6 protein-coding genes, 1 pseudogene and 1 riboswitch are annotated in these 6,947 nt (G+C 63.4%); of the genes and pseudogenes, 4 read left to right on the forward strand and 3 right to left on the reverse strand.

What is annotated here, in order from left to right; genetic code table 11:
• Together HMPREF9538_RS30590 and HMPREF9538_RS03620 are read right to left on the reverse strand one after the other, a co-directional pair.
• Positions 1–580, reverse strand: a pseudogene (locus HMPREF9538_RS30590) (solute carrier family 23 protein); the annotation flags it as partial.
• A 2-nt stretch (positions 581–582) separates the two neighbouring features.
• Positions 583–2,394, reverse strand: a complete 1,812-nt coding sequence (locus HMPREF9538_RS03620) for an adenine deaminase (protein WP_032457253.1) — start codon at positions 2,392–2,394, stop codon at positions 583–585.
• A gap of 120 nt (positions 2,395–2,514) precedes the next feature.
• Between HMPREF9538_RS03620 and HMPREF9538_RS03615 the strand changes: the two genes are divergently transcribed.
• Complete coding sequence (locus HMPREF9538_RS03615; protein ID WP_009486183.1) at positions 2,515–3,429, forward strand: LysR family transcriptional regulator; 915 nt, start codon at positions 2,515–2,517, stop codon at positions 3,427–3,429.
• Here HMPREF9538_RS03615 and HMPREF9538_RS03610 read toward each other — a convergent pair.
• The gene (locus tag HMPREF9538_RS03610) at positions 3,426–3,848 is read right to left on the reverse strand and encodes a universal stress protein (protein WP_004189084.1); all 423 of its coding nucleotides are present in this window, start codon (positions 3,846–3,848) and stop codon (positions 3,426–3,428) included. The genes HMPREF9538_RS03615 and HMPREF9538_RS03610 overlap by 4 nt on opposite strands.
• 185 nt (positions 3,849–4,033) lie before the next feature.
• Positions 4,034–4,131: riboswitch (TPP riboswitch) on the forward strand.
• 34 nt (positions 4,132–4,165) lie between these two features.
• On the opposite strand from HMPREF9538_RS03610, the gene thiM reads away from it, so the two are divergent.
• From thiM to fbaB, 3 genes are all read left to right on the forward strand, one after another.
• Entirely contained in the window at positions 4,166–4,939 is a 774-nt protein-coding gene (gene thiM, locus HMPREF9538_RS03605) for a hydroxyethylthiazole kinase (RefSeq protein WP_012541053.1), read from the forward strand.
• Positions 4,936–5,736, forward strand: coding sequence for a bifunctional hydroxymethylpyrimidine kinase/phosphomethylpyrimidine kinase (thiD, locus tag HMPREF9538_RS03600; RefSeq protein ID WP_002912707.1), 801 nt, complete (start codon positions 4,936–4,938; stop codon positions 5,734–5,736). The genes thiM and thiD overlap by 4 nt, the downstream gene beginning before the upstream one ends.
• 147 nt (positions 5,737–5,883) lie before the next feature.
• Positions 5,884–6,936 (forward strand): class I fructose-bisphosphate aldolase, encoded by a 1,053-nt coding sequence (fbaB, locus tag HMPREF9538_RS03595; protein WP_002912704.1) that lies wholly within the window; start codon positions 5,884–5,886, stop codon positions 6,934–6,936.
• The last annotated feature ends 11 nt before the right edge of the window (positions 6,937–6,947 follow it).

The raw sequence follows: 6,947 nt of genomic DNA on the forward strand, positions 1-6,947 counted from the left end.
AGGCGATGGTCTGGTTCATCACCTCCTCGGGATTATCCCTTCTCGTCGGGCTGGGGGGTGTGCCCCCCCCCCCCCCCCGCCCCGAACGAGAAAAGCAAGCGGGGAGGACGGCGACAAACAGGCCGATGGAGGCCGTCAATCCCAGCTTGATCGACTGCGGCACCGAGCGGGTGACCACTTCGCGCAGGCCAAAGCGGGTCAGCAGGAAGAAGAGGATCCCCGACCAGCAGGCAATTCCGAGGCCAGTCTGCCAGCCAATCCCTTCGCTACCGGCCAGCGTCACCCCCACCAGCACCGAGCCGCCAATGCCCGGGCCGACGATAAACGGCAGGTTGGCATAAAACGCCATCAGCAGCGAGCCGACGACGAAGACCAGAATGGTGCCGGTGGTGGCGGCGCCTTTATCCATCCCGCCGATCGCCAGCAGCCCCGGGATGACCACCAGTAAATAGGCGGCGGCGAGAAAGCCGGTGATCCCGGCCAGGCATTCGGTGCGTAGCGTGCCGCCGCGCGAGCGCAGCGCAAAGCGGCGCTCCAGCCAGTTAGCGCGGGCGGAAGAGTGAAGTGTGTTATCGGCCATGCTCAGGCTCCCTGAGGATTATTGTTGTGATCGGTTGGCTCCGGGATCTCCCGGCAGGCTATCAACGGGTCGACTATCTGGCGGCTGCCGCCGTCGGTCAGACCCAAATCGGTTAAATGCGGCCCGGCGTTACAGGCAAGGCAGGTGCCTTCAATGGCCTTGAAGACCCGGTACGGCGGCTCCCAGTCGGCGACTTGGCTGCTCAGATCGCGCAGCTCGCGGAACTGACGCGCCAGTTCCGCGGCCGGGAGATCCGACAGCATGCCGGCAATCGGCATCGCCACATGGGCAAGGATCTCGCCCTGTTGCGCCAGCGCCATCCCGCCGCCGGAGGCGATAAGCTGGTTGGCCGCCAGCGCCATATCATTAGCGTCGCGCCCGAGCACCACCAGATTATGCGAGTCGTGGGAGTAGCTGGTGGCGATGGCGCCGCGCAGCTCACCCCAGCCTTCAAGCAGGGCGATTTGCGGCGTCGCCTGATGGCGGCCGTGGCGGTGCTTGACCCAGATCAGACTGAAGCCGGCGGGCAGCTGGACTTTCCCGTCACGAACCTGCACTTCCACTTCGCCCCACTGGGTGAAGCGCGCGCCGCGGATATGGCGCAGGCGGGCGATGCCGTGACGAATGCCCTGGACGCGCAGAATAAAGTCATCGGCGCGGAGGGGGGCGATCTGCAAAGTATCGCGCGGCGGCGTGACGCCCGCGGCGGGCGCGATCGGTGTCAGCAGGTTGCCCGCACGGGCCAGCAGCTTACCGCCTACGTAGACTTCGCGGGCCACCAGTTTCTCCAGGGAATCAAACACCACCAGATCGGCGCGCCGCCCGGCGGCAATCAGCCCAAGATCGTGGCGCTGCAGGCGAATAGCGGCGTTGAGGGTGGCGAATCGCAGCGCATCGACCGCCGGTAAACCGTGCTCGATCAGCAGATTAAGCAGGGCGATGATGCCGCCTTTCTCCAGCAGCATATCCGGCGGCACGTCATCAGTGCAGACGGTGATCTGCGAGGAGAGGTGCGGCAGCGTTTTTAACGCCGCGACGATATCCGGCAGCAGATAGGGGTGCGAGCCGCGGATCTCGATCGTCAGCCCGGCGCGCAGTTTTTCCAGCGCGTCGTCCGCCGAGGTCAGTTCATGATCGGAGGTGACGCCGGCGGCGAGGTAGCCCTGCAGGTCAGCGCCGCTCAGGCCGCGGGCGTGGCCTTCAATCAGTTTGCCGCTGTTGAGACCGGCCTGGACAATCTCCTGCATCCGCTCGCTACCGTGCAGCACGCCGTGCATATCCATCACCTCCGCCACGCCGCGCACTTCCGGCCAGCCGAGCATGGTCTCCATCTCCGCGCCGGCAAAATCGGCGCCGGACATTTCGAGACCCGGCGTGGAGGGGACGCTGGACGGGGCGGCGACCATCACCTGCAGCGGCAGATGGCGGCTGGCGTCCACCGCATAGCGCACGCCAGCGACGCCGAGGACGTTGGCCAGCTCATGCGGATCCCAGAACACTGCGGTGGTGCCCTGGGTGAGGACGATTTCCGCATAGCGCTCCGGCGGCAGGTGCGAGCTTTCGAGATGCACGTGGGTGTCCATCAGGCCGGGGGACAGGTAGCTACCGGCCAGGGAACGCACTTCATGGGCGTCTTCGCGCCTGCCGCGCGGATGGACGCTGGCGATCATCTCGCCGACGATACCGACGTCAGCGGGGCGAATTTCGCCCGTGGCCATATCGACGATCTGCGCATCGATCAGCAGCAGATCAAACGGGGATTCACCGCGCGCGGCCTGCACGGCGCGACGGCGGACTTGAGCATTGCTGGACATAACCACTCCGGCACAAGGATAATGCGGATACTCTAGGGGCACAGCAAACGTTTGCCCAGATGAATAAATTTATCACCCGATAAGCTCGGGTTATTGTGCAGGACCACCGTAGCGAACCCGATGATGAACGAACCCTGGCAGCGGCTGCCCGCGCTCTCTCTTAAACAGCTTCAGTATTTCGTCACCCTGGCCCAGCTGCGCCATTTTACCGATACCGCCAGTCGGCTGGCGATTAGCCAGCCGGCGCTGAGCAGCGCCCTGCGGCAGATTGAAACGGTACTCGGCGGTAAGCTGGTCAACCGTACCGCTGCGACGGTCACTCTGACTGAACTGGGGGCGGCGATTTTACCCCACGCCCAGCGGATCCTCAGCGTGGCGCAGGCGGCCTTTTCCGATATGCAGCAGATTGTCGAGGCGGGTGGCGACGGGACGGTGCGTATCGGTCTGGTGCCGTCGGTCAGTTCGCTGCTGTTTCCGCTGCTGCCGCAGACCCTGGCTGAGGCCTTTCCGCGTCTGCGCATTGAATTTCACGATCAGACCAACGATGCGCTTATCCAGGCGCTGCAGCGCGGCGAGATTGATTTCGGCATCGGGGCGATCGACAGTTCACTGCCCGCAGAACTGCTGGTCTATCCGCTGCGCGAAGATCCCTTCGTGGCGGTGCTGCACCGCGACGATCCGCTGGCCGCGCAGGCGCATCTGCCGTGGAAACAGCTGGTGGGGCGGGATATTGCTGTGTTCTCGAAGGGCAATATCAAGCGGCTGGTGGCGGCATTAGTGGAGAGCCATCGCCTGACGCTGACCACCCGCTACCAGGTGGACTATATCGAAACCCTGTATGGTCTGGTGCGCTCGCGCTTAGCGGTGGCGATTCTGCCGGCGCTGTACACCACCCATCTGCAGGACCCGGCGCTCAGGGTCGCCCAGCTGCAGCAGCCGGCGCTCGCCCGCACAGTGGCCCTGATGCGCGGCCCGCAGGCGCTGCCCCCGCTTATTGAAGACTGTTTTTCCCTGCTGCAGGCCGCCTTGCGCTAGGGCAGGTGCTTGATCAGCACGTCTACGGTTAAGTGGTTGATGTACTCCAGCGAGTGTGAGGAGAGGACGCCCAGCAGCCGGTTATGGTGCCCGGCAATAATTAAATCGATCTGCCGCTGCCGAACGCAGGTTTCCACGTCTTCAAACCGGCGGGTGGTCACCAGCGAGAGGGTATCCACCGGCAGGGAGACGGTGCAGGCCAGCTCGTTGAGCAGGGCTTTGGCCTGGATCACCTCCTGCGAGACCCGATCGTCGCGCAGGCTGTCGGAAACATAGTTCAGCGCCCGGTAATCGGTGCTGATGTGGGCGATGGTGATGCGCATGCCGTTCTCTTCTGCCATTCTGGCGGCATGCTGGAGCAGCGGGACGCCGTCCTGACTGCTGTTAATCAGTACCAGCGCATGGTGATAAACGGCCATGGCGTATATCCTCGGTAGGCTAAATAGCGCATGATGTCATTATTTTCCGCCCGCCAGCAGCGGAATGCAATCCCGTCCGGTTGCCTGATGAGCATGATGGCCGCGAAGGTGTCGTATCCAGGGCTAAAGGCTTGTTGTATGAACCGGTGAGTTGCGGTAAATTCCACAACGCTTAACAATTTTACTATTTTGACTCGGGGTGCCCTTCTTCGTTGAAGGCTGAGAAATACCCGTACCACCTGATCTGGATAATGCCAGCGTAGGGAAGTCAGAGACCGCAGGGTCATTGCTTCTACCTCGTCTGGCGGGAGCAAACTATGCCTGAGCTGTTGAATCCCGCGCCTGTCGCGCACCTGCGCCATCTGCTGCGCGCCCATTCCCCCCTTGTGCACTGCATGACTAATGACGTGGTGCAGACCTTTACCGCCAATGTTCTGCTGGCCGTCGGCGCCTCGCCGGCGATGGTGATCGATCCCCGCGAAGCGGCGCAATTTGCCGCTATCGCTGATGCGCTGTTAATTAACGTCGGTACCCTGACCGAAGATCGCGCCGTGGCGATGCGCGCCGCGGTGGAGCACGCCCGTCAGGCCGGCAAGCCCTGGACGCTGGATCCGGTGGCGGTCGGCGCCCTGACCGTGCGCACGGCCTTTTGTCACGAGCTGCTGGCCCTCCAGCCGGCGGCCATTCGCGGCAATGCCTCTGAAATTCTGGCGCTGGCCGGGATGAGCGCCGGCGGGCGCGGGGTGGATACCACCGATACGGCCGCTGCGGCGCTGCCGGCGGCCCAGGCGCTGGCTCGTCGGCTGGCTACCGTGGTGGCGGTCACTGGCGAGGTGGACTACGTCACCGACGGCGAGCGGGTGCTCAGCGTGGCGGGGGGCAATCCGCTGATGACCCGGGTGGTGGGCACCGGCTGCGCGCTGTCGGCGGTGGTGGCGGCGAGCGCGGCGCTACCGGGAGACCGGCTGGAAAACGTGGCCGCCGCCTGCGGGCTGATGAAGCAGGCCGGGGAGATCGCCGCCCGTCAGGGAGGCCCAGGCAGCTTTATTCCGGCGTTTCTCGACGCGCTGTATCAGGAGGTGCAGGGATGAAACGCATCAACGCCCTGACCATCGCCGGCACCGATCCCAGCGGCGGGGCCGGTATCCAGGCCGATCTGAAAACCTTCTCCGCGCTGGGGGCCTATGGCTGCTCGGCGATCACCGCCCTGGTGGCGCAGAATACCCGCGGCGTACAGTCGGTCTATCGCATCGAACCGGATTTTGTGGCCGCGCAGCTCGACTCGGTGTTCAGCGATGTGCGTATCGATACCACCAAAATCGGCATGCTGGCGGAGACCGATATTGTGGAAGCCGTGGCCGAGCGGCTGGCGCGCTACCGGGTGGCCAACGTGGTGCTGGATACCGTCATGCTGGCGAAAAGCGGCGATCCGCTGCTGTCGGCTTCGGCGGTGGAGACCCTGCGTCAACGATTGTTGCCGCAGGTGTCATTGATCACCCCGAACCTGCCGGAAGCGGCCGCGCTACTCGATGCCCCCCATGCGCGTAACGAACGGGAAATGCTGGAGCAGGGGCGGGCGCTGCTGGCGCTGGGCTGCGGCGCGGTATTGATGAAGGGCGGCCATCTCGACGATGCCGAAAGCCCGGACTGGCTCTTCACCCGCGAAGGGGAACAGCGGTTCACCGCGCCGCGAGTGCAAACCAAAAATACCCACGGCACCGGCTGTACGCTCTCCGCCGCGCTGGCGGCGCTGCGCCCGCGTCACGCGGACTGGGCGGCCACCGTTATCGAGGCGAAGGCCTGGCTGTCGGCGGCTCTGGCACAGGCCGACTCTCTGGAGGTAGGCCACGGTATCGGGCCGGTGCACCATTTCCACGCCTGGTGGTAAATGGCAGCGCAACGGGACAGCAGAATCTCCTGAAAAAATGGCCCCCCGGCTGGAAAATAGGCTAAGTCGGTACCAGGCTTAACCTGCCCAAAAAAATTGGGTTGGGATAATGCACGCCGGCTTCGGCCGGCCTTACGGGAGATTGCTATGACTGATATTACGCAGTTGCTGGGCAAAGATGCCGAGAGCCTGTTGCAGCACCGTTGTATAACCATTCCGTCCGACCAGCTGTATCTGCCTGGCGCAGATTATGTTGATCGGGTGATGGTGGATAACAACCGACCACCGGCGGTGCTACGCAATATGCAGACCCTGTACAATACCGGACGCCTGGGGGGAACCGGCTACCTTTCCATTCTGCCGGTTGACCAGGGCGTGGAGCACTCGGCGGGCGCCTCCTTTGCCGCCAACCCGCTGTACTTTGATCCGAAAAATATCGTCGAGCTGGCGATCGAAGCCGGCTGTAACTGCGTGGCGTCGACCTACGGCGTGCTGGCCTCGGTGTCGCGCCGCTACGCGCATCGCATCCCTTTCCTGGTGAAGCTCAACCATAACGAAACGCTGAGCTACCCCACCGAATACGACCAGACCCTCTACGCCAGCGTTGAGCAGGCGTTCAATATGGGGGCGGTGGCCGTGGGAGCGACGATCTATTTCGGCTCAGAACAATCGCGTCGTCAGATAGAAGAGATTTCCGCCGCCTTTGAGCGGGCCCATGAGCTGGGCCTGGTCACCGTGCTGTGGGCCTATCTGCGCAATTCGGCGTTCAAGAAAGACGGCGTCGACTATCATGTTTCCGCTGACCTGACCGGTCAGGCCAACCACCTGGCGGCCACCATCGGCGCCGATATCGTTAAGCAAAAGATGGCGGAGAATAACGGCGGCTACAAAGCGGTTAACTTCGGCTATACCGACGATCGGGTATACAGCAAACTGACCAGCGATAACCCCATCGATCTGGTGCGCTACCAGCTGGCCAACTGCTATATGGGCCGCGCCGGGCTGATCAACTCCGGCGGCGCGGCGGGCGGGGAGACCGACCTTGCCGACGCGGTGCGCACGGCGGTGATCAATAAACGCGCCGGCGGCATGGGGCTGATCCTGGGCCGCAAAGCGTTTAAGAAATCGATGGCCGACGGTGTGAAGCTGATCAATGCCGTGCAGGATGTTTATCTGGATGGCAAAGTGACTATCGCATAAGGCAAAAATCC

The sequence above is a fragment of the Klebsiella sp. MS 92-3 genome (assembly GCF_000195655.1).
Taxonomy (GTDB): domain Bacteria; phylum Pseudomonadota; class Gammaproteobacteria; order Enterobacterales; family Enterobacteriaceae; genus Klebsiella; species Klebsiella pneumoniae.

Excerpts from the sequence above, each read along its gene's own strand:
- fbaB (WP_002912704.1), top strand. The coding sequence starts at position 5,884 with ATGACTGATATTACGCAGTTGCTGGGCAAAGATGCCGAGAGCCTGTTG.
- HMPREF9538_RS03620 (WP_032457253.1), bottom strand. The coding sequence starts at position 2,394 with ATGTCCAGCAATGCTCAAGTCCGCCGTCGCGCCGTGCAGGCCGCGCGC.
- thiD (WP_002912707.1), top strand. The coding sequence starts at position 4,936 with ATGAAACGCATCAACGCCCTGACCATCGCCGGCACCGATCCCAGCGGC.
- HMPREF9538_RS03610 (WP_004189084.1), bottom strand. The coding sequence starts at position 3,848 with ATGGCCGTTTATCACCATGCGCTGGTACTGATTAACAGCAGTCAGGAC.
- thiM (WP_012541053.1), top strand. The coding sequence starts at position 4,166 with ATGCCTGAGCTGTTGAATCCCGCGCCTGTCGCGCACCTGCGCCATCTG.
- HMPREF9538_RS03615 (WP_009486183.1), top strand. The coding sequence starts at position 2,515 with ATGATGAACGAACCCTGGCAGCGGCTGCCCGCGCTCTCTCTTAAACAG.